At 53.8% G+C, this 19,958-nt stretch carries 18 protein-coding genes and 5 tRNA genes; 3 read left to right on the top strand and 20 right to left on the bottom strand.

Translation table 11 applies throughout. The features are described from left to right. Nucleotides 1-23: 23 nt before the first annotated feature. The 18 genes from rpoB to VFO10_RS03550 form a co-directional block, all read right to left on the bottom strand. The gene (rpoB, locus tag VFO10_RS03635; RefSeq protein ID WP_325137315.1) at nt 24-4,151 is read right to left on the bottom strand and encodes a DNA-directed RNA polymerase subunit beta; all 4,128 of its coding nucleotides are present in this window, start codon (nt 4,149-4,151) and stop codon (nt 24-26) included. A gap of 571 nt (nt 4,152-4,722) precedes the next feature. Then, nucleotides 4,723-5,100, bottom strand: a complete 378-nt coding sequence (gene rplL / locus VFO10_RS03630; protein ID WP_325137314.1) for a 50S ribosomal protein L7/L12 — start codon at nt 5,098-5,100, stop codon at nt 4,723-4,725. 59 nt (nt 5,101-5,159) lie between these two features. After that, a complete protein-coding gene (gene rplJ / locus VFO10_RS03625; protein ID WP_325137313.1) occupies nt 5,160-5,684 on the bottom strand; it encodes a 50S ribosomal protein L10 in 525 nt (174 codons plus the stop codon). Nucleotides 5,685-5,698: 14 nt separating this feature from the next. After that, nucleotides 5,699-6,394, bottom strand: coding sequence for a 50S ribosomal protein L1 (rplA, locus tag VFO10_RS03620; protein WP_325137312.1), 696 nt, complete (start codon nt 6,392-6,394; stop codon nt 5,699-5,701). 77 nt (nt 6,395-6,471) lie between these two features. Beyond that, nucleotides 6,472-6,894, bottom strand: coding sequence for a 50S ribosomal protein L11 (rplK, locus tag VFO10_RS03615; protein ID WP_325137311.1), 423 nt, complete (start codon nt 6,892-6,894; stop codon nt 6,472-6,474). A 137-nt stretch (nt 6,895-7,031) separates the two neighbouring features. After that, a complete protein-coding gene (gene nusG, locus VFO10_RS03610) occupies nt 7,032-7,577 on the bottom strand; it encodes a transcription termination/antitermination protein NusG (RefSeq protein ID WP_325137310.1) in 546 nt (181 codons plus the stop codon). A gap of 171 nt (nt 7,578-7,748) precedes the next feature. Beyond that, a complete protein-coding gene (gene secE / locus VFO10_RS03605; protein ID WP_325137309.1) occupies nt 7,749-8,126 on the bottom strand; it encodes a preprotein translocase subunit SecE in 378 nt (125 codons plus the stop codon). A gap of 33 nt (nt 8,127-8,159) precedes the next feature. Beyond that, a tRNA-Trp gene (locus VFO10_RS03600) sits at nt 8,160-8,232 on the bottom strand. Nucleotides 8,233-8,307: 75 nt separating this feature from the next. After that, nucleotides 8,308-9,501, bottom strand: a complete 1,194-nt coding sequence (gene tuf / locus VFO10_RS03595; protein ID WP_325137308.1) for an elongation factor Tu — start codon at nt 9,499-9,501, stop codon at nt 8,308-8,310. Nucleotides 9,502-9,613: 112 nt separating this feature from the next. Further along, a tRNA-Thr gene (locus VFO10_RS03590) sits at nt 9,614-9,688 on the bottom strand. 186 nt (nt 9,689-9,874) lie between these two features. Then, nucleotides 9,875-9,951, bottom strand: a tRNA-Gly gene (locus tag VFO10_RS03585). A 44-nt stretch (nt 9,952-9,995) separates the two neighbouring features. Further along, nucleotides 9,996-10,080, bottom strand: a tRNA-Tyr gene (locus VFO10_RS03580). 28 nt (nt 10,081-10,108) lie between these two features. After that, nucleotides 10,109-10,184, bottom strand: a tRNA-Thr gene (locus VFO10_RS03575). Nucleotides 10,185-10,279: 95 nt separating this feature from the next. Then, nucleotides 10,280-11,203, bottom strand: a complete 924-nt coding sequence (locus VFO10_RS03570; RefSeq protein WP_325137307.1) for an RNA methyltransferase — start codon at nt 11,201-11,203, stop codon at nt 10,280-10,282. Next, the gene (locus VFO10_RS03565; RefSeq protein WP_325137306.1) at nt 11,200-12,441 is read right to left on the bottom strand and encodes a DUF4388 domain-containing protein; all 1,242 of its coding nucleotides are present in this window, start codon (nt 12,439-12,441) and stop codon (nt 11,200-11,202) included. Before VFO10_RS03565 ends, VFO10_RS03570 begins: the two co-directional genes overlap by 4 nt. A 5-nt stretch (nt 12,442-12,446) precedes the next feature. Beyond that, a complete protein-coding gene (locus VFO10_RS03560; protein WP_325137305.1) occupies nt 12,447-13,832 on the bottom strand; it encodes a sigma-54 dependent transcriptional regulator in 1,386 nt (461 codons plus the stop codon). Further along, a complete protein-coding gene (locus VFO10_RS03555) occupies nt 13,825-16,122 on the bottom strand; it encodes a sensor histidine kinase (protein ID WP_325137304.1) in 2,298 nt (765 codons plus the stop codon). The genes VFO10_RS03560 and VFO10_RS03555 overlap by 8 nt, the downstream gene beginning before the upstream one ends. Nucleotides 16,123-16,139: 17 nt before the next feature. Beyond that, nucleotides 16,140-16,781, bottom strand: a complete 642-nt coding sequence (locus VFO10_RS03550; protein ID WP_325137303.1) for a hypothetical protein — start codon at nt 16,779-16,781, stop codon at nt 16,140-16,142. 85 nt (nt 16,782-16,866) lie between these two features. On the opposite strand from VFO10_RS03550, the gene VFO10_RS03545 reads away from it, so the two are divergent. Both VFO10_RS03545 and tadA read left to right on the top strand, forming a co-directional pair. Then, a complete protein-coding gene (locus VFO10_RS03545) occupies nt 16,867-17,763 on the top strand; it encodes a tyrosine-type recombinase/integrase (RefSeq protein WP_325137302.1) in 897 nt (298 codons plus the stop codon). Next, nucleotides 17,760-18,242 (top strand): tRNA adenosine(34) deaminase TadA, encoded by a 483-nt coding sequence (tadA, locus tag VFO10_RS03540; protein ID WP_325137301.1) that lies wholly within the window; start codon nt 17,760-17,762, stop codon nt 18,240-18,242. The genes VFO10_RS03545 and tadA overlap by 4 nt, the downstream gene beginning before the upstream one ends. Nucleotides 18,243-18,291: 49 nt before the next feature. On the opposite strand, the gene VFO10_RS03535 is transcribed toward tadA, so the two are convergent. Further along, complete coding sequence (locus tag VFO10_RS03535) at nt 18,292-18,873, bottom strand: sulfite oxidase heme-binding subunit YedZ (RefSeq protein WP_325137300.1); 582 nt, start codon at nt 18,871-18,873, stop codon at nt 18,292-18,294. Between the two features lie 87 nt (nt 18,874-18,960). On the opposite strand from VFO10_RS03535, the gene VFO10_RS03530 reads away from it, so the two are divergent. Further along, the gene (locus tag VFO10_RS03530) at nt 18,961-19,323 is read left to right on the top strand and encodes a hypothetical protein (RefSeq protein WP_325137299.1); all 363 of its coding nucleotides are present in this window, start codon (nt 18,961-18,963) and stop codon (nt 19,321-19,323) included. Between the two features lie 74 nt (nt 19,324-19,397). On the opposite strand, the gene VFO10_RS03525 is transcribed toward VFO10_RS03530, so the two are convergent. Continuing rightward, on the bottom strand, nt 19,398-19,931 hold the full coding sequence (locus VFO10_RS03525; protein ID WP_325137298.1) for a peptidylprolyl isomerase: 534 nt from the start codon (nt 19,929-19,931) through the stop codon (nt 19,398-19,400). Nucleotides 19,932-19,958 lie beyond the last annotated feature (27 nt).

The following is a 19,958-nucleotide window of genomic DNA, read 5'->3' as shown; positions in this document are numbered from 1 at the left end:
ACCTGGAGTACCATGTTCGGTGATTACTGGGTGAAGCTCTCAAGACCAATTTCCTGATCATCGCGGATCAGGTTCACATCAAGCGCCAAGGACTGAAGTTCTTTCACGAGAACGTTAAAGCTCTCGGGGAGACCTGGCATCATCATGTTCTGGCCTTTCACGATGGACTCGTACATACGGGTCCGGCCCAGCACGTCATCGGACTTCACTGTCAGGAACTCTTGCAGAGTATTCGCTGCACCGTAAGCTTCCATCGCCCACACTTCCATCTCACCCAGACGCTGACCACCGAACTGCGCTTTACCGCCGAGGGGCTGCTGAGTAACGAGAGAGTATGGACCAATCGAACGTGCGTGGATCTTCTCGTCAACCAAGTGGTGGAGTTTCAACACGTACATCACGCCAACCGTCACGCGGTTATCAAACTTGTTACCGGTACGACCATCGTAAAGGTCGCTCTGGCCATCGGCGTCGAGACCGGCCAGTTCCAGGTAACGCTTGATGTCTTCTTCGCCAGCACCGTCAAAGACGGGATTCGCGAGATGGACACCTTCGCGGTATTTCCGCACGAAGGTCATGAGTTCTTCATCCGAGCAGGACTTCACGAATTCGCGAGTCTCGGCATCGTCCCAGATGGAGAAGATGAACTTCTCGATTTCAGGACGATTGATGCTCTGCTCGATAAAGGTCTGGAGCTTCTCGCCCAAGCCTTTGGCAGCCCAACCCAAGTGGGTTTCCAGAATCTGACCGACGTTCATACGCGAAGGAACACCAAGCGGGTTCAACACGATATCAACAGGGCGGCCATCAGTCAGGAAGGGCATGTCTTCTTCAGGCAGAATACGGGACACCACACCTTTGTTACCGTGGCGACCGGCCATCTTATCACCGACCTGAAGCTTACGCTTGATCGCGACATAGACCTTCACCATCTTGATCACGCCAGGAGGCAGCTCGTCGCCCTTGCGAACTTTCTTGATCTGCTCTTCCGTCATGAAACGGATGAGGTTGATCTTCTCGCGCAGGCTCTCCACGACTTTCGTCAGGGTGGAGTTCTTCTGGGCGTCTTTAACAGCCAGATGTTCCCAGTAGATGTAGTCAAGGTTATTGAGGAAGTCGGCAGTCAGAACCGTTCCCGACGTCGCGATGGTTCCACCATCACGGCCGCGGATTTCACCAGCCAAAGTCTCACCAGCCACGATCTTCACGATCTTACGGGCTGCCGAGTCCTTGATGATGGAGATACGGTCGCTTTCGTCCTTCCGCAAACGGGAAATTTCTTCTTCCTCGATCTGCAGCGAGCGGGCGTCTTTCACAGCACCTTCACGGGCATAGACTTTCGCACCGATCACAGTACCGACCACACCGGGTGGCACGCGCAGCGAGGTATCACGGACGTCACCGGCTTTTTCACCGAAGATCGCGCGGAGAAGTTTTTCTTCCGGCGTCAGCTGGGTCTCACCTTTCGGCGTGATTTTACCGACGAGCAGGTCGTTCGGCTTCACATCAGCACCGATGCGGATGATACCGGCTTCATCCAGGTTTCTGAGAGCTTCTTCACCGACGTTCGGGATATCGGAGGTGATCTCTTCCTGACCCAGTTTGGTGTCGCGGGAGATACATTCGAATTCCTGAATGTGGATCGAAGTATAAAGGTCTTCCTTAACAACGCGCTCGGAGATGAGGATGGAGTCCTCAAAGTTGTAACCACTCCAGGGCATGAAGGCTACGACCACGTTTTGGCCCAGAGCCAGCTCACCCATTTCGGTGGCGAAACCGTCGGCGATGATATCACCCTTCTTCACCGTCTCGCCTTTGACGACGATCGGCTTCTGGTTGATACAGGTATCGACGTTCGAACGCTTGTTTTTCTCAAGCTTGTAAATATCAACCTCGGCACCGACTTCCGTAAGGTTGCCGCTGTTGTCCTCGGTTTTGATGACGATACGTTCAGCGTCAACCGCCACGACCAGACCATCACGTTTTGCAACGATGGTGGCACCGGAGTCACGGGCAACGATCCGCTCCATCCCGGTACCAACGAGTGGCGCACGGGTCTTCAGGAGAGGCACGGCCTGCCGCTGCATGTTCGAACCCATCAAAGCGCGGTTCGCATCGTCATTCTGCAGGAACGGAATCAGGTTTGCAGCGACCGATACGAGCTGGCTGGTGGACACGTCCATCAGGTCGGCTTCTTCCGCACGCACGATCTCGGATTCACCGGCGCGGCGCGCATAAACGAACTCTTCCTCGGACTGGATGTTACTCGCCTGGGCGATCACATGGTCCTGATGCTCTTCGGCTGCGGAATAATAGCGAACCTTATTCTTGCCACCGCTTTCCTCAGTCAGACTGCGGAACGGGGTTTCGATAAAGCCGTAATCATTCACTTTCGCATACGAAGCGAGGGATGAAATCAGACCGATGTTCGGACCTTCAGGCGTCTCGATCGGACAGATACGGCCGTAGTGAGTCGGGTGAACGTCGCGGACTTCGAAGCCAGCGCGCTCACGGCTCAAACCGCCCGGCCCCAGAGCGGAAAGACGACGCTTGTGCGTGACTTCCGAGAGGGGGTTGGTCTGGTCCATGAACTGGCTGAGCTGCGAACTGCCGAAGAATTCCTTCACAACAGCCGAAGCCGGCTTATTGTTCACGAAATCGTGGGGCAGAAGCGTATCCACGTCGCCCAGTTGGAGGCGTTCGCGGATAGCGCGTTCAATACGAAGGAGACCGATGCGGTATTGGTTTTCCAAAAGCTCACCGACAGCGCGGACGCGGCGGTTACTCAGGTTATCAATATCATCGATCTGGCCTTTTTCATTTTTCAGACCGATCAGATACTCGACTGTCCGCAGAATGTCTTCCTTGGTCAGCGTTCTGGTTTCCAAAGGAATATCCAGGCCGAGTTTCTGATTCAGCTTCATACGACCCACGGCGCTCAAATCGTAGCGGTCGGGGTTGAAGAAGAGGTTATCAAACAGCGAAGTCGCTGGTTCGATCGTTGGGGGATCGCCCGGACGCATACGCTTGTAAATTTCGAGGATGGCGTCTTCCTTGGTCTCGATCTTGTCGGATACGAGCGTATTCCGGAAGGAAGCATCCGCGTTCACACCGTCGATGAAGAGAACCGAGAATTCCTTCACGCCGGCTTTGATCATCTTTTCCAGATGCTCAAGACCGAGTTCGGTATTCAGAGGAACGATAGCTTTGTCAGACTTGTCGAGGATGTCTTCGGCGGTGATTTTTCCGACGAGTTCATCCTGTTCCATGGCCACGTACTCGATACCGGCCTGCTCCATCTGGCGAATAGCGCCGACGGAGATACGACGACCTTTTTTCACCAGGACTTTGCCGGTCGCCGGATCCACGAGGTCGGTCAAAGCTCTCTGACCACGAAGGATTTCGTAGTTCAGTTTTTTCTCGAGCTTGCCTTCACGAATACGAACCAGTTCTTTCTTATAGAAACGGTCCAAAAGCTGCTGGTCGGTGTAACCGAGAGCTTTCAGAAGGATCGTGCCGTGCATCTTACGACGACGGTCGATACGGAGATAAAGGATGTCCTTGGAGTCGAACTCGAAGTCGAGCCAGCTGCCGCGATAAGGAATCACGCGAGCCGTGTAGAGCAGCTTTCCGGATGCACTATTGCGTCCCTTGTCATGGTCAAAAAATACACCAGACGAACGATGCAGCTGCGATACGACAACGCGTTCAGTTCCGTTGATAATAAAGGTACCATCGTCAGTCATCAGCGGGATTTCACCGAAGTAAACTTCCTGCTCTTTGACGTCGCGGATGGACTTGACATTGGTTTCTTTGTCGAGGTCCCAGACAACCAGTCGGATCACGACTTTAAGAGGAGCTGCGAAGCTCATACCACGCTGACGGCACTCGTCCACGGTGTACTTGGGCTCTTCAAACGAATAGCTGACGAATTCAACCGATGCTGTCTCAGCAAAGTGAGTGATCGGGAACACCGAGTTAAACACGGCTTCCAGACCCACAGCCTTCCTATTTTGCGGAAGTTCGGTCGCCTGCAAGAACATGTTATAACTGTTCTTCTGCAGCTCGATCAGGTAAGGTATGTCGATTGCCGGGGTAATTTTTTCAAAGCGTTTTCGAGGACGTGTAAAACTGGAAGCGAGGGAGGTCATTTAGCACTCCTATGAAAGGAATCCCGTTTTCTTCCACGCAATAACCGGCCGCACTTCCGGCTTCTCGCGTGGCACCGCAACCGCGCTATCCCATCGATGCCGCTAACAGAAACAGAGTCTCTGCTATACGCCGGATTCGGGAGAGAAACCCCGCAGCCGGGCGATTACGAATAATGTCTCTGGCGAAGAAATGTTTGCTGTCCGCCGTCACTCGCTTCATCAGACGCTGAAGGGTCCTGTAACCGTCGTCACAGAACCTTTAGGCTCAAAAAGGCAAAAAGTACCGCCTATCCTCAACCTCGTCGGAGAGAATAAAAGGTGAAAGGCAGACACCCTCCACGTACGTTGCGGTAGCCTTTTGCATTTAGTGTCCGATGAAACGGGCTGAGGAATCTCCGAACGAACTTAGGCCGCGTCGATCAACTCGACTACCGGCAATTCATTCGTCGTAAATTCGTCAACTTCACATATCCTCAAGGAAGTTAGGATATATGGAATCAAAGCAATAAAAAAGCGGAAAGATGAGCCCTGCCAATTTTCACTAGCTGGCTGCATCTTTCCGATCTGTATATTACTTGAGCTCAACCTTGGCGCCAGCTGCTTCAAGGGTAGCCTTGATTTTGGCAGCTTCTTCCTTAGGAACGTTAGCTTTAACTTCCTTAGGTGCACCTTCAACGAGGTCTTTAGCTTCTTTCAAGCCAAGACCAGTGATCGCGCGGATTTCTTTGATCACGTTGATTTTCTTGTCGCCCGAGTCTTTCAGAATGACGGTGAATTCGTCTTTTTCTTCAGCAGGAGCAGCAGCGGCGGCAGGAGCGGCAGCGAAAGCAACAGGTGCAGCAGCGCTTACACCGAATTTTTCTTCCAGCTCTTTTACCAGCTCAGCAGCTTCCAGCAGAGTCAGGTTCTCAAGAAAAGTAACGACTTGTTCTTTTGTCACGTTAGCCATGAAAATTCTCCTCCCAAATCACATCCAGCTAGCTTCGAACTTAAACGAAAGCCCTAGGATTAAGATGTTTTCTTATCTTTAATTGCGTTAATAACCTGAACCAAATTGCGGTTGACGCCGTTCAAGACGCCCAGGATCCCTCTATGAGGCGCGATGAGCGTCCCGACGAGCTGACCAAGGAGCACTTCCTTGCTGGGCAGATCGGCGATCGACTGCAACTGAGCCTTGCTCAGAGCCGCATCTTCCATGTAGCCGGCAGTCACTTTGAAGTTCGGATGATCCTTTTCAAAGTTCAGTGCAGCTTTGGTCGCCTGAGCCGAGTCGCCGTAAGCGCAGATCACGCCTACTGGGCCAACAAGAGCCTTCGAGAGACCTTCCATTTCCTGGACTTCCAGGCCAATGGCTTTCTTGGCAATGCGGTTCTTGATCACGCGGAATTCAGCACTGGCTTGCCGCAGGGACACGCGCAGCTGGGTCAGCTCTTCTACCGTGAGACCACGGTATTCAGCGACGATCACAGCATTCGATTTTTTGAATCGGGCTGTGGCTGATTCGCGGAGCACTTGTTTCTGTTTACGATCCATGTGTGATTTCCCCCTTAAATCTTAAAGGGCGTCGTATCGACGCGAACACCAGGACCCATCGTTGCGGACAGCGTTACCTTCTTCAGGTAAGTACCCTTAGCGGTCGAAGGCTTTGCGCGAAGCAAAGTGTCAACGATCGTACGGGCGTTTTCTGCCAGCGCCTCAGGAGTGAAGTTGGAACGACCGATCGAGGTGTGCACGATACCGGCTTTGTCCACACGGTATTCGGCGCGACCAGCGCGCAGTTCAGTAACTGCTTTCTCAACTTCAAACGTCACTGTGCCCAATTTTGGGTTTGGCATCAGGCCGCGGGGACCGAGAACTTTACCAAGCTTACCGACAACGCCCATCATGTCAGGGGTTGCGATTACCTGGTCGAAGTCGAGCCAGCCATCGGTGATACGTTTGGCAAGGTCATCACCGCCCACTGCATCGACGCCAAGTCCATTGGCTTCAGCAGCTTTTTCGCCTTTAGCGAAAACAACGATGCGAACTTTCTTGCCAAGACCGTTGGGGAGGACAGTTGCACCCCGAAGGTTTTGGTCTGCGTGACGAGGGTCTACACCCAGGTTCACAGCCAAGTCGACGGAGGCATCCATTTTGGAGTAGGATGTTTCCTTGACGAGTTTGCAGGCCTCGAGAAGATCGTAATTTTTTTCACGATCAACTTTGGCGAGGGCTGCGCGATACTTCTTACCTCGCTTAGCCATAATATTCTCCGTAGTCCAATCGAGCCCGAGGGCTCTCCTACTATGTCAGTGCCTGCTTTATGCAGACGCTATCGAACTTATTTAACTTCCAGACCCATACTGCGAGCCGAACCCATGATGATCTTCACAGCGGCTTCTTCATCGTATGCGTTCAGGTCGTCTTTCTTGGTTTTTGCGATCTCACGGACTTGATCCATGGTCACAGAACCGGCGACAGCTTTACCAGGAGTCTGGGAAGCTTTCTCAACCTTGGCAGCTTTCTTCAGCAAGTCAGAAGCCGGAGGGCTTTTGGTGATGAAGGTGAAGGACTTGTCGGCAAAGACGGTAATAACAGTTGGCAGAATCGAGCCAGCCTGCTTTTGAGTCTTAGCGTTGAATTCCTTACAAAAGGCCATAATATTCACGCCCCTCTGGCCGAGAGCAGGGCCAATGGGAGGAGCCGGGTTCGCTTTACCTGCCGGAATCTGCAGCTTGATAAATCCGACAACCTTCTTTGCCACGTTCTTCGCTCCTTCTTTTTCGCCACTGTGCAGCGATCTGAATCAAGACTTGGAAGACGGGGTTTACGCTATTTTACACGCCCCGTCAAGCATCTAATAGAAAACGCACCTGGTCGAAGAGGTGCGTACCAACTGTTTTAAATTTTTTCGACCTGTCCAAACTCGAGTTCCACTGGGGTTTCACGCCCGAAGATACTCACGAGTACCCGCACTTTACCTTTATCAGGACGAACTTCATCAATAACGCCGTCAAAGTTACTGAATGGACCATCCATAACTTTAACCGCTTCGCCCTTGCTAAAGCGGACTTCCTGGACAACTTCCTTCCGCTGATCTTTCACCAACTCAGGGTTGGTCAGGCGCAGAACTTCATGATCAGGCAGGGCCTTGGGATGGCGGGCATTGCCGACAAATCCCGTAATTTTTGGCGTGCTCTTGACCACGTGCATGCTCTCGTCATCCAGGTGCATCTGGACGATGATATAACCCGGGAACGAAGTACGAGAGACAGCCTTCTTCTTACCTGCCTTATTCACCGACTCACTGACTGTGTGAGGGATGTAGATATCTCCAAATTTCTCAGCCTGACCTTCGCTTTTGGCGCGGTCGATCAGTCCAGACTTGGCCTTCTCTTCAAAGCCTGAGTAAGTATGTATGACATACCATTTCAAATCGTAAGCCATGCTATCTGCCTCGTGTTTCAATGGATTCCCCTGCATCATTCCACAGCGGAACCTCGTGCCCCAATGGCACAACAACAGTTTCCAGGAACTGCATCAAAGGCAAGCGCTGCGGGGTCGCAAACGTTTGCCATATTGTAACACCCTGCCGGGGTTTCTTGCTATCTTAGGTGCTTAGGCGATGAGAAGACCAAGCATCTTGGCCCAAATGAAGTCAAAGATCGCCAGGATGACTGCGAAGATGCCGACAACGACACACACAATCACCGTCATGCGCCGCGTGTCGGGCATGCTGGGCCAGGTCACTTTCCTCAGTTCGCCAATGGAAGCCAAAAAGTACTCGTGACGCTCTTTATTCGATCCGAGATAGAAGGCAGCGGCCACACCAAGAGCCAAACTGGCTGCGGTTGTCGCTGGCTGATACCAGTCAAATCGATCCGCCCAACCCGTTTGTACACCCGCCGTGCCAAAGGCTTTATAGACCGCTAGCGCGACCAAAGCAGCAAAGGCAACGTAAGCCAGTTTGAGCCAATAGGAATCATCTTTATTCATGGGTGTTCTCCGGACTGGGCTGGAGGGGCAGAGCAGGCGAGGAGGGACTCGAACCCACAACAGTCGGATTTGGAATCCGATGCTCTACCATTGGAGCTACTCGCCTAGATCAGAAACTTGAGTCGCTCGAAGCCGACCGCATCCAAAGATACGGTCGGCCTGCGAACTACTAGACTATCAATTACTCGACGATTTCAGCAACAACGCCGGCGCCAACAGTACGGCCACCTTCGCGGATAGCGAAGCGGAGCTCTTTGTCCATGGCGATAGGCTGGATCAACTCGACTTCGATGTCGATGTTGTCACCTGGCATAACCATCTCAACGTTGTCTGGCAGTTTGATACTACCAGTTACGTCCGTTGTACGGAAGTAGAACTGAGGACGGTAACCTTTGAAGAATGGGGTATGACGGCCACCTTCTTCTTTGGTCAACACGTACACAGAAGCTTTGAACTTCTTGTGAGGCTTGATCGAGCCCGGCTTGGACAAGACCTGACCGCGCATAACTTCTTCACGCTTGGTACCACGGAGAAGGATACCCACGTTGTCACCAGCGCGACCTTCGTCCAGCAACTTGCGGAACATTTCAACGCCAGTACAGGTGGTTTTGGTCGTGGGCTGAAGGCCGACGATTTCCATATCTTCACCGACTTTGATGATACCGCGTTCAATACGACCGGTAACAACAGTACCGCGACCCGAGATCGAGAACACGTCTTCGATCGGCATCAGGAACGGACGGTCGATAGGACGCTCTGGCAGAGGAATGTACTCATCACAGGCGTTGATCAGATCAACGATTTTCTGCGCCCACTGGTCTTGAGCGTTAGCCGCTTCCAGACCTTTCAGAGCCGAACCCTTGATGATAGGAGTGTCGTCGCCTGGGAATTTGTAAAGACTCAGGAGTTCGCGCACTTCCATTTCGACGAGCTCGAGGAGCTCTGCGTCATCAACCATGTCGCACTTGTTCATAAACACGACGATGCTTGGCACGCCGACCTGACGAGCAAGCAGGATGTGCTCGCGTGTCTGAGGCATAGGGCCGTCAGCAGCGGAAACCACGAGGATAGCGCCGTCCATCTGAGCAGCACCCGTGATCATGTTCTTCACATAGTCAGCGTGACCAGGACAGTCAACGTGAGCATAGTGGCGGTTAGCCGAGGTGTACTCGACGTGCGAGGTATTAATAGTAATACCGCGCGCCTTTTCTTCGGGAGCGTTGTCGATTTCGTTAAACGCTTTCGCCACCCCGCCGTACGCCAAGGACATAACCTTAGTGATGGCCGCTGTCAGGGTTGTTTTACCGTGGTCAACGTGACCAATGGTACCGATGTTAACGTGGGGTTTTGAACGCTCGAACTTTTCTTTTGCCATGATTTCCTCCCGCTAAAGGCAGAAAGCGAAGTTGATTTCTTCGATATAATAGCTTCTTGTCTATGATTTTCATCGCAGAGACTGTTTTAGGTCTCCCGCTTTGAGGTAAGCGTGGAGCCCAGAAGGGGCTTTGAACCCCTGACCTCGTCCTTACCAAGGACGTGCTCTACCCCTGAGCTACCTGGGCTGATAGCGATTAAAAAAATCGCTGACACGTCCTGATGACCCATCAGAACTTCCCACTGCACATCTTAGATTAGCAATAGGCGTAACTTCCCGCCTGTCTGGCGGTAGGACATTGGCTGCAATCGACCGGTAGTTTGTACCCTTTTATCGAAGCCTTCGTCAATTGCTCATCATCGAGAGAGACGGATGGAGCGGGAAACGGGATTCGAACCCGCGACCCTTAGCTTGGAAGGCTAATGCTCTAGCCAGCTGAGCTACTCCCGCTTTATTCCGACTGATCACGATTCCTAGTCACAGGGCCTTGCGGCTGGTGGAGGATGGTGGATTCGAACCACCGAAGGCTACGCCGGCAGATTTACAGTCTGCTCCCTTTGGCCACTCGGGCAATCCTCCGCTCGTTTCCTGCTTCTAAGCTTCCCAGTGGAGCTGGTGATGGGACTTGAACCCGCAACCTGCTGATTACAAGTCAGCTGCTCTACCAATTGAGCTACACCAGCAACTGGAAACTCGTAACAATAAACAAAAAAATTCGTTTAGCGCCTCGAGCGTTAGAAGGAATTACACTCTCCCCGAGTTTTCTGTCAAGTGAAAGCTACCCCTGCGGGAGAATTTTGCCTGAGGCATGGGCAGCGCGCAGCGCGTGAATAAGAATACCAGCAGCGACCGAGACATTCAGCGACTCCAGCTTTCCACCGTACGAAGGAATCGAAAGCGTGAAGTCACTCTTGTTCAAGATCTGAGCGGCCACGCCTTTGTCTTCGGAGCCCAGCACAAGCACGAGCTTCTCATAACGGGTCGGCATTTTATCAACCGGCGTTCCCACCATATCGGCCGCGGCAATCCAATAGCCGCATTCCTTAAGAGCCAGCAGCGTGCGACCGAGGTTGGTCACTTCGGTGGGCGCGACCGTCGCGAAAGCTCCCTGAGCCGTGCCCAGAGTCGCAGACGTGATGGGTGCCTGGCGATCTTTCGGCATCAGGATCGTTGAAAGTCCGAAAAAAGCAGCCGTTCGTGCGATGGCTCCGAGATTTCTCGTGTCCGTCACATGATCACAGGCGATGATCAGATCTTCGGTCCGAGTGGCAGCTTCACGGAGCAGCTGCTCTTCGTCTTTATAACGAACCGTGACCTTCGCCGCGAAGCCGGTCTCCATCTCCTGGTCCTCTTCACAGGACAAGGTGACACCGTGCTCGCTCAGAAGCTGGTGGATGCGTTTGGTCTCGCGCGAGGCATGATAGATCTTTTGCAGAGCATCCGGCTGAACACGGAGATATTCGCCGAGTGCGGACCAATTGTTGATGAAGAGTCCCTCGCGCCCGGTCTGATGGGAGCGTCGGGCCTTTTGACCTTCGCGCGGGGGCCGTCGTTCGTCCTGAGGACGCGATGGTCGACCACCATCCTGCGCACGCGGCGCCTTACGCGCATCTTCCTGCGGCGGGCGAGACGCCCTCCGCGTGTCTTCTCGGGACGAGTTCGGTTTCGGAGCGGCCGGACGATTCTTCTGTGTTTTTTTCACGTGACCAAATTCTGAAAGGAGCGCTTCAGCTCCCAGCCTTTGCCGCTGGGAAGGAGATCGCCGATCACCTGCAAAAGGAAGAGGATAAGACCTTGCATCTGATTGGCCATCACTTCAGCCTGGCGCGCGCTCGTTCGTGCCTTGGTATAGATGCTCACGATCGCCTCCGGGGCTATCGTGCCGTCCTGCAGGACAAAGACCGGCGAATGCTTGAAGCTATACTGCTGATCCAAAAAGAGTTCAACGTCCAGAACGGGAAATTCAATCCCTTCTGCCGTAAATGCTTTTTTGGCACCATCAATAATGAGGTGATAGGCATCAATCAAACCTTTGAGCTCTTTCGCCATCGGACCGTTGTCCAGTCCACGAGTCGATGTGTCATAGCCGTCAATACGGATGATGTGGTGATTCAGAAGATCAAAGAGAGCACAGAGGCTGTTGGCCTCCGTTAATTTGGAATGCTCCAAAAAGCCATCAATCTGCGGATGCGCCGTGACGAGTTCCACGGTGTCACCCACAAAGGTACCCGGTTTGGCCCCGATGCGATCGAGCACGAAATCCACGCCCGCCATCTGACAGCCCTTATCGAGCCGCTGCCGGAACTGTCGATAGATATCCGCATAGCCCAGACAATCATCGATCAGATTCATCGTCGGGATGTCGATCGCCACAGCGGTCGGGGAAAGATGCTGGCCTGGCTCCAACTGAACATAGACATGATCATAGAGCAGGATCGATTGAAAGATGCTGACGACTTGCAACTTTAATGCATCCCAAAGCTGCGAGCTGCTGAAGACGCGACTCTCCAAAAGCACCCGTCCGAACTTGGTCGTGCGATTCACCTGCACGGCCGCCTCCGTCAGCTGATCCAGGGTGATCTGCCCGGCCCGATAGAGGACTTCGCCCAGTCGATCATCGATCAAATTGGAAGCGGCAAAGACGAGTTCACCCGCTCGAAAATAGAGGCGCTTGACGCTGTCACCAAGATCGACCGAAACGAGTCCGCTGAACTTTTGCGTCACCAGCCCATGAAGCAAGGATACGAAAACCGTGTGGCTGAGACGTCCGGATCCCGCCTGATCACCCCGCATGGCAAGAGCTGCCGCTTCACTCTCCACAATAAGCCGCTGCCGACCGATGGCGCGCACCTGCCAGGCCTGGCCTTCGGTAAAGGCGGCACTTTGAATCTGAAGAAGGCCGGAGGCTGCTTCGACGGTCACTCTTTGATCGGTCGGCATAGTCTTTACCCTTTGGCTTTGGGCTCAATCCCGTAAAGTTTCATCTTGCGATGCAGGTTGCTGCGTTCCAGGCCGATGGCGTCGGCAGTCTTGGTGATATTCCATTGATTTTCTTCAAGCTTACCTAGAATGTACGCTCTTTCAAAGTCTGTTTTTGCCTGTTTCAAGGTACTGGCCGCGAGGAACTCCTGGCTCAAGGGATCCCCGGTTTTTTCACTGGACCCCAGAAGATCCCTCAGAAAATCAGCCTCGATCACCTCGGCGTCCGACATGATGCAGGCTCTCTCCAGCAGGTTTTTCAGCTCGCGGATATTGCCCGGCCAGGGGTATTCACGCATGACTTTTTGGGCTTCCGGACTCAAAATTTTCTGCTTTTCTCCGAGTTCATGGGCCATTTTCGTCAGAAAATACTGAGTCAAATCAAAGATATCATCTCCGCGTTCGCGCAGCGGTGGCAGGTGGAAAGGCACCACGTTCAAACGGTAGTAAAGGTCCTCGCGGAACTGGCCGCTTTTGATCTGTTCTTTCAGGTCCTTATTGGTCGCAGCCACCACCCGGACATCCACCGTCAGGGTTTCCGTACTGCCGACTCTTTCAAAGGCCTGTTCCTGCAGAATTCTTAATATCTTCGCCTGGGTACGCAGGGACATATCGCCGATCTCATCCAGAAAAAGCGTGCCCTGATGGGCCAGCTCAAACTTGCCTTTTTTCTGGGAAATGGCGTTAGTGAAAGCGCCCTTCGTGTGACCGAAAAGCTCGGATTCGATCAGTTCCTCGGGAATCGCCGCGCAGTTTACCGCCACGAAAGGCTTGGCCGCGCGCGAACTTTTTTCATGAATATGGCGGGCCACCACTTCCTTGCCGGTGCCATTTTCCCCGGTAATCAGAATCCACGCATTGCGCGGCGCGACCATATTGATCTGGCGTTTGATCTGGGAAATCAGCGGCGAATTGCCGATCATCTCGGGCACGGTCGACTGCTTGCTTTTTTCATCCTGCTGCGCACGGATTTGCCGCGCATGATCGAGCAGGGGTATCAGCTTATCCAAAGAAAGCGGCTTTTCCAGATAATCAAAGGCCCCGAGCTTGGTGGCACGCACCGCGGTTTCGATCGTGCCGTGGCCGCTCATGATGACGATCGGTGCTTTGGGATTCAGCTGCCGCATCTTCTGCAGGGTTTCGATGCCATCCATGCCCGGCATCCATACGTCGAGCAAAACCAGATCCGGCTGCCTCCGCGTAAAGAGCTGCAGACCCACCTTGCCATTTTCGGCCGTCACCGACTGCCAGCCTTCATCCTCAAAGACATCAGCCAGCGTCTTGCGAATACTTTCTTCGTCATCAACAATCAAAGCGAGGCAGGATTCCCCGTGTTTTGTACCATCAGACATTTGGCCCCCTTTTGTTCTTGGCCTCGTGACAGGGCAGCTCAATAATCAAAACTGTCCCCAGCGGCTGATTATCCGCAATCCGCAGGTAACCGCCGTGATCGGATACGATCTGGTTGACGATCGCCAGACCCAGCCCCGTTCCTTCCTTTTTCGTGGAAAAATAAGGTTCCAGAACGCGCTGTTTAAGATGCTCCGGTATGCCGCAGCCATTGTCGGCGATCTCGACCCGGATGGTGTTATAATCCTCCAAAAGCCGGCTGCGCAGTAAAATTAAGCCTTTTTCCCGTTCCTCGGGTATCGAGGCTATGGAATTGGCAATGATATTCGTAAAGACCCGCAGCATCTGCTCACGATCCAAAGGCACCAAAGGCAGCTGGTTCGACAGACCCGATGTATCGAATTCCACAGTTGCGTAGCTCATGCTGTAGAGTCCGACCACATCCCGAAGTATGGCGTTCACATCCTCGGGCTTCGTTTTGATGGATGGCAGGCGGGAAAATTTCGAGAACTCGTTCACCAGATCCCGCAGGGCGTCCACCTCGGATACTATGGTTTCGCAGCAGGTGACGAAGACTTCCTGATCGCGGCCCTGGAACTGTTCCCCGAAGCGGCGCAGGAGTCTTTGCGCGCTGATCTTGATCGGCGTGATCGGATTTTTAATCTCGTGCGCAATGCGCCGCGCGACCTCTCTCCAGGCCGCCACGCGCTGGGCCTTGACCTGCTCGCTGGCGTCGTCGATCACAACCACGATACCAAGGTCATCACCGTTTTCATCCAGGATATGCGTGCCATCCGCGAGCAGGGTCAGATCCCGGCCAATGTCGGAAAGATCGATTTCCCCGCTGAAGGATCCGTACTGCACGCGCTCACGGATCGGTTTCCAGAGGGCTTCGCTCAGATTGTGCCCCAGCACATCTTCAATCGGCTCACCCAGGGCTTTATCGGCACGCACATTCAAGAGCGTTTCCGCTGCGCGGTTCATGGAGGTCACGCGATCTTCGGCGTCAACCGCAAAGACACCGGCTCCGATGTTACTCAAAATAACTTCCATATACTTTCGGCGGCGATCCAGTTCCTCGTTGGTTTTTTCGAGCTGCCGGGTGAAGTCGAGCACCTTGTTTTCATGCGCCCGAAGATCGGCGATCATGCTGTTGAAGGCGCGGAACAGCTGGCCGGTTTCATCATCGGACCGCACTTCCAAGGCCAGCGAATAGTTACCGACCGCGACCTCGCGCGTGGCATCGGCCAATCTTTGAATGGGCGCGATAATTCCGCGCGCTACATAAAATCCGAGCCATGTCGCCGAGAAGACAATGATGACCACCATCAGCACGAGCAGGATCACATAGCTGAGCCGATTGAGTTCCGCGCTCGGCTTCAGGCTGGCGAATTCCTCGATGATGGTCTCGACGCTCTGCAGGATCTGGGTATCAAAGCGTTCCTCCAGAACGACCATACCGAGAAGCTCCCGGCCTTCCGGATCAAAGACAGGAGCCACGCCCCGCACCACATCGTGGCCTTCATCCGCATCGACGATGGCCCGGGCCGTCAGGCCTGGATTATCCCGGAACCTTTGGATCGCATGCATGGTAAAGCGCTGCTCCCGCGCGGAAAGCGGTGCATTGTCCGTTTCATGATGCCAGATCAGGCGCCCGTCCCTATCATAGACGCGGACATGACCCACACGGAATTCACGGGAAAATCCCCGCAGGCGGCTCGCGTTGATCTCATAATCGGGATAGGGATCATCGCCCAGGTCCTGCCGCACCGGCTCGATCCTTTGAAGAGCGAGGCGCGCGAGACTCGCAAGGCGCCTTTGATCGCGATCGTAGACCATGGCTCCGGCTTCGCGGGTTCTGTGCATCGTGGCTTCCACGCGGGTGGAAAACCAGGTTTCAAAGCTGTCGGTCAAAAACCGGGTTGAGATATAAAAAAGCAGGGCGGTCGGAGCCACCGCGAAAAACACGAGGGCAATGACGAGCTTTGAGCGCAGCTTGGAGCCGATGACGCCGCGCCGCCTATCCAGGACGAGCTTGACGATATTTCGAAAGAGCATGAAGCTCAGGATAAGGATCAGGACGACGTTGACATTGATCAGTCCGAAATAGACGAGGGAATTCAAAAATTCCGGATGCCGCGAAAGGTCGCGGCTCAGATCGAAAAGCCTTCCTTCAAGACGCGAGAGGGCCACGAAAGCCCCGGTCACCAGTATCATGGCAATCAATTCAAAGAGCCGCTTCCGCTCTTCGCGGGATCCCACTCCCACCAGTTTCAGCCAGCCAAGATCCACGCCTTTCTCACCCTTCCCTATTTCGCATCCGTATGCAAAAACACCGAAGCAAACGCATAGGATCGATACAGAAGACGCAATTCCACCTGGCGGTTCGCGTCGTTTTTCAGTTCCTTGAATTCCACGCGGACATTCTGATCCACGACCTTGCTATTGGTCTTCACATTGACCACTTTCATCGGATCATCGGCGCCCATGTCCACGACATCCCCATCGCGCAGATGATGCTCCACGCCTTTGATATCGAGCGTTAGGATCTCCAGCTCAGGGGTCAGGAGCGAGACCAGGATATCACCGTGGACCTTTTGGCCCGTGCGGGTTTCAATTTTATAGGTTTTGCCGTCTTTATCGAGCGACCAGCCCTTTTTCAAAACGCTTGTCGGAATCAGGATATCGCGATCATCATCCTGCCAGCGCCGGGGGCCTTCACCGCGGTAACCGACGAAGTTGATGATCTCCGCGCCTTTGCTCTGACCTTCCAGCACTGCAAAGAGAAGGGTCAGGTCATCACCGCGAATCAATTCGAGGCGATCCTTGCGACTGACTTCCTTTTCCATGCCGTTTATGCGCACTCTCACGCGATCCAGTTTGGGAGTCACGACGGCCTGAGCGGTGGTGACAGAAAGCAGCAGAAGGGGCAGAAGATGCCAAAGTCTCATGGTTGTCAACAATCCCTCGCTCTGTTTAAATGAGGATGCCGTAACGTTAACCCGTAGATTAACATAGCCAGGATACGAAGTCCCCATGACCTCACATGATCCTGATCTCGTCGAGCGGTTCAGTGCGTCTCTGAAGGCCAAAAACAGGCAGCCAGCGACAGTGGAATCCTATTGTCGCGACGCCCAGGATTTTCTGCGGTTTTTAGAAAAAAGCCACCTCACCATCGACAAGGTCGAACCGGAAACCCTGCTTTGGTTTCGTGACCATCTGCGTGATGCCAGTGGTGAACGGGAGAATTCCGTGCGGCGCAAGGTGATTGGCGTTCGGCAGTTTTTCCGTTTTCTGGCTGATGATAGAAAGATTCTTTCCTCGCCCTTTGACATGATGCCGATTCCCGAAAGGGATGATTCCCTGGACGAGGGCTTGAGCGAAAGTCGCTTCAAGGCTCTGCTCGCTTTGGTCGGGGAGCCCGGCATTAAAAATCGTCGTGACCGGGCGCTCCTGTATCTTTTGGCTTACGAAGGGCTGAAGGCCAGCGAGATTATCGACCTTCAGTGGCGGGATCTCATTCAGAGCAAACGCCTTCATACCCTTTCAGTTCCGGGCCTGAAAAGTCGGACGATTCAGCTGCAGGAAGAAACCAGCCAGGCTCTGACGGAATATCAGGAAACCTTTCAAGCCTGGCTGCGGCATCAAAGCGCCGAGGCTCGCGATCGATATCCCTGGATGTTTGTGGCGTTCAAGGGTAAGGAACTGCCTTTGGTCCTGCCGCGCATGACCCGGCACGGCCTTAAATTCATGCTGCATGAACTGGGAATCAAATTGGGGCTTAAGCATCTTCACACCGAAACCCTCCGCCATCACGCGATGTGCTATCAGCTCGCGATCGGCCGCGGTCCCGAGGATGTCATGCAGCATCTCGGTCTTCGTCGCCTGGGCAATATCGGCAAGCATCTGGCCCAGTACCGGAATCCCACATGACCCCAATCGAGCGTGATGAAAAATGGATGCGCTTTGCGCAGTCTCTGGCGGCTCATGCCGGGGCTTTGGGCGAGGTGCCGGTGGGAGCGGTGATTGTTGCGGATGATCGCATTATTGCCACCGGCTTCAATCTGCGCGAGATCACAAAGCAGGCGACGGCTCATGCGGAGCTGCTGGCCATTCAGCAGGCCAGTCGCATTCTGGACAGCTGGCGCCTCAGCGACTGTGAACTCTATGTGACCCTGGAGCCCTGCATTATGTGTGCGGGCTTGATTCATCAGTCGCGTTTGAAGCGGGTGGTGTTTGGGGCCTACGATCCCAAAGGCGGCGCGCTCGGAAGTCTTTATCAGATCAACGAGGATCAGCGTTTGAATCATCGTTACCCCGCGATCGGCGGGGTTTTGCAGCCGGAATGCAGCGCCCAGCTTTCGGCGTTTTTTGCGGCGCGAAGGCTGCAGCAGAAAGCTCAAAAACCCTAGGCAACCTGAACATGCCGCGGACGCAGGGAAGCCTACGATCCGTATCAATTCAGCGCTTAAGGAGCTTTTGGGCCTTCTGGGCCAGGGGTTTCCAACGGAGTATGATGAAGAGCGCAGCAAGCGCCAGGGCCCACGATGCCTCTCCATATCCCGCCTTCCGCGCCAGCATGTAGTGAAGACCAATCAGGAGCACAGCCGGGAACACGAGCTGATGCAGCGTCTTCCATTTACGTCCCAACTTTTTCTGCGCCCAGAGGCTCGACGTCAGAGCCAAAGGAATCAAAAGCACCAGCGCTATCATTCCAAAGCGAATATGCACACGCTTGGTAAAATCATCGGCCAGCTCGCCCCAGTCCCAGCCTTGATCCAAAGCCATGTAAATCAGCGAGTGAATCAGCCCATAGAAAAAACCCAGGAGCCCCAGAATTTTTTTCCAGGGCTGGAAGGCGCGCAACTTTCCAATCTGCACAAGCGGACGAACAGCCAGACTGCCCAGCAGAAAGCCCATACCCCAAAGACCAGTCAGATGCAGAACATCGGTCACGGGATTGGGACCGCTGCCTTTGACCGTGAAAACATAAGTCAGCCATAGAATAGGCACGAGTCCCAGTGACCACCCGAAATATCGCATGCAATCGCTCCTTCCGCTGTACCTGGTTCCCTGAGACTGATAGATTCCCGAAGTTCCATCCTCGATCTTGCACTGTCAGGAGAAAATATGTCTTACGATTTTTACAAAGTCATGCACTTCCTAGGGCTCTTCATGTTCTTCACCGCGCTCGGCGGGCAGTTCGTCCAGGCTATCAACGGCGGTGATCCCAAGCAACAGCCGGGTCGACGCTGGATGGGAATGTTCCACGGCATCGGTCTTCTTCTGGTTCTGGTGGCTGGTTTCGGTCTTTCGGCCAAACTCGGCGTGGGCTTCCCTGGATGGGTCATTGCCAAGCTGGTGATCTGGGTGATCCTGGGTGGCATCGGGGCTCTGGCGGCACGCAAACGTTCCTTGGCGGGCATGCTGTGGGTCTTGACGGTTACGCTGGGCATGGTCGCAGCCTACCTGGCTCGCGTGAAACCCTTCTGAAAAGAGAAGGAGTCACCGGAAAAAGAGAAGGAGCCGCGGGAAAAAGAAAAGGGCCGTCTACGGCCCTTTCAATATCACAGTGGGGTTTCCACCACTTCAGCCTTGGTGATCGTCACAGAGTCGATAGGACGATCCTGAGGACCCGTCTTCACCTCGCCAATCTTCTTGACGGTTTCGAGACTTTCTTTGTCCGCTGTGCGACCAAACACGGTGTATTGGCCGTCCAGATAGGGCACGCGCTCCAAACAGATGAAGAATTGTGAACCAGCAGAATTGGGATCGTTGGTTCGTGCCATGGAAAGAACGCCTGGCTCATGCGGGCGATTATTGAATTCAGCGGGAATGGTGTAGCCCGGGCCGCCGATGCCGGAACCCTTGGGACAGCCGCCCTGAATCATGAAGCCTTTGATGACCCGGTGGAAGCTCAGGTTGTTGTAAAAACCGGCTTTGGTCAGCGAAATCATATTCTTCACATGGCCAGGAGCCACGTCAGGAAAGAATTCCAGATGGATGGGACCATGGTTGGTTGTCAGGTTGACTTGGTATCGGTTCTTGTTAAAGTCTATCGTCTTCTCGATATCTTTGACTTGCTGCTTCACATCTGTCATAAGCCATTCCTTTATACTAGTGCCCTC

The organism is Oligoflexus sp., from assembly GCF_035712445.1.
Lineage (GTDB): Bacteria > Bdellovibrionota_B > Oligoflexia > Oligoflexales > Oligoflexaceae > Oligoflexus.
Note: the sequence above shows the minus strand (reverse complement) of the source record. Positions and strands in the feature narration are given on the sequence as shown.

Coding starts and splice junctions, on each gene's coding strand:
- rpoB (WP_325137315.1), bottom strand. CDS start 4,151: ATGACCTCCCTCGCTTCCAGTTTTACACGTCCTCGAAAACGCTTTGAA.
- rplL (WP_325137314.1), bottom strand. CDS start 5,100: ATGGCTAACGTGACAAAAGAACAAGTCGTTACTTTTCTTGAGAACCTG.
- rplJ (WP_325137313.1), bottom strand. CDS start 5,684: ATGGATCGTAAACAGAAACAAGTGCTCCGCGAATCAGCCACAGCCCGA.
- rplA (WP_325137312.1), bottom strand. CDS start 6,394: ATGGCTAAGCGAGGTAAGAAGTATCGCGCAGCCCTCGCCAAAGTTGAT.
- nusG (WP_325137310.1), bottom strand. CDS start 7,577: ATGGCTTACGATTTGAAATGGTATGTCATACATACTTACTCAGGCTTT.
- secE (WP_325137309.1), bottom strand. CDS start 8,126: ATGAATAAAGATGATTCCTATTGGCTCAAACTGGCTTACGTTGCCTTT.
- tuf (WP_325137308.1), bottom strand. CDS start 9,501: ATGGCAAAAGAAAAGTTCGAGCGTTCAAAACCCCACGTTAACATCGGT.
- VFO10_RS03565 (WP_325137306.1), bottom strand. CDS start 12,441: ATGCCGACCGATCAAAGAGTGACCGTCGAAGCAGCCTCCGGCCTTCTT.
- VFO10_RS03560 (WP_325137305.1), bottom strand. CDS start 13,832: ATGTCTGATGGTACAAAACACGGGGAATCCTGCCTCGCTTTGATTGTT.
- VFO10_RS03550 (WP_325137303.1), bottom strand. CDS start 16,781: ATGAGACTTTGGCATCTTCTGCCCCTTCTGCTGCTTTCTGTCACCACC.
- VFO10_RS03545 (WP_325137302.1), top strand. CDS start 16,867: ATGACCTCACATGATCCTGATCTCGTCGAGCGGTTCAGTGCGTCTCTG.
- tadA (WP_325137301.1), top strand. CDS start 17,760: ATGACCCCAATCGAGCGTGATGAAAAATGGATGCGCTTTGCGCAGTCT.
- VFO10_RS03535 (WP_325137300.1), bottom strand. CDS start 18,873: ATGCGATATTTCGGGTGGTCACTGGGACTCGTGCCTATTCTATGGCTG.
- VFO10_RS03530 (WP_325137299.1), top strand. CDS start 18,961: ATGTCTTACGATTTTTACAAAGTCATGCACTTCCTAGGGCTCTTCATG.
- VFO10_RS03525 (WP_325137298.1), bottom strand. CDS start 19,931: ATGACAGATGTGAAGCAGCAAGTCAAAGATATCGAGAAGACGATAGAC.